This window comes from Ruegeria intermedia (assembly GCF_900129345.1).
GTDB lineage: Bacteria > Pseudomonadota > Alphaproteobacteria > Rhodobacterales > Rhodobacteraceae > Ruegeria > Ruegeria intermedia.
In genome coordinates this window covers 1-1278 of the sequence record NZ_FQVK01000073.1, presented here as the reverse complement: position 1 = coordinate 1278, position 1278 = coordinate 1, and the positions used below count along the sequence as shown (strand labels likewise).

Annotated in this window: 2 protein-coding genes; both read right to left on the bottom strand. The window is 65.4% G+C overall.

What is annotated here, in order from left to right:
* Positions 1 to 811: restriction endonuclease subunit S (locus F3H26_RS19245; RefSeq protein WP_262504566.1), on the bottom strand; the 811-nt coding region annotated here is incomplete at its 3' end.
* A 47-nt stretch (positions 812 to 858) separates the two neighbouring features.
* A partial coding sequence (locus tag F3H26_RS19240; RefSeq protein ID WP_149777570.1) for an N-6 DNA methylase occupies positions 859 to 1278 on the bottom strand: 420 nt, incomplete at its 5' end.

Sequence of the window (1278 nt, the reverse complement as noted above, 5' to 3'; positions counted from 1 at the left end):
TCAGGGGCGACAGGTCCTTGGGCGTTGCCCAGTTGACGCCTCCGCCCCAATAGGACGGTTCCTTGGTGCTTGGGGTCGAGCCGCCAACGGCCGTGATTTCCTTGCCAATCTCCGAAACCTCCCACCCCTCGGGAATGCCCTGGTCGTTCAGGCGGGCGGGGAAGAGGGGCCAGAGGTCGGGGGCGAGGTAGGGTTCGCGGCCTTCGGCTTTCGCGCGGGTGGGGCCGAAATCGACGAACCAGTCGCGAAAGATCGCCCGCGCCATGGCCTCCAGCGTCGCGCCCGTCCGCCGGTTCAACTCGATCTTGTCGTCGAGGGCGGAGAGCACGCCGGCAATGGCGCGTTGTTCGGGGAGCGGGGGAACAACAATGGGGCACGCAGCAAGAATGGAAGTGTTGAGGTTAGGCATCGTCGCGCCGTGCGCGTGGCGCACGATCCATTCCCGCGCTTCGGGTGTTCCCAAGTAGAATGCGACGAAAGCGGGGTCCGCAGGGCCGTCGCCGAGGCGCACACGCAAACAACCGGTTCCGCAGAGCCAGCCATCTTCCGAGGAACGGATCAAAGCGCGTCTCTCAACGTCGCCACGTCGGCTATACACGATGTCGCCCGGCTCGACGCGGTACTTCGAAAGGCGAATCGCATCTTCTTCGGAAATTCGGGCAATTCCGTCTGCGACGATTCGGTTGTCGCCAATGTTCTGCGGCATTATCGAAGGGATACCGACGGGGACGTAGTCGGAGGCGTGAAGTTGGCTGCCGAAAGGCCCCGTCTGGATTCCTCCGCCCCCTGCTTCGCAGATTTCGCCCAACAAGCATCGCTTCCAGCCGGCAGGCAAACTGGAGGCAAGTTCCCCCCCCGTCATCGTGCAAGAACCCCCGCCAGTCGCTCGCGAATGACGCCGGCCAGCCGGTCGGCCTCGGCGAACTGCTCCTCCAGCTCGGCCTGCAATGCGGCGAAGCGCTCGGGGAAGGGCGTGTCGTCCTCCTCGGCGGCCTCGATGCCCACATAGCGGCCCGGGGTCAGGACGTGGCCATGCGCCCGCACCTCCTCGATGCTTGCCGATTTGCAGAAGCCGGGGATGTCCTCATACCCTTCGCCCTCGCGCCAGCGGTGGTAGGTGCCGGCGATCTTTTCGATGTCCTCGTCCGAGAACTCGCGCCGCGTGCGGTCCACCATGTGGCCCAGCTTGCGGGCGTCGATGAACAGGATCTCGCCCCGCCGGTCGCGCAGTTTCCTGTCCCGCGCGATGCCGTTCGACTTGTCGCGGGCCAGGAACCA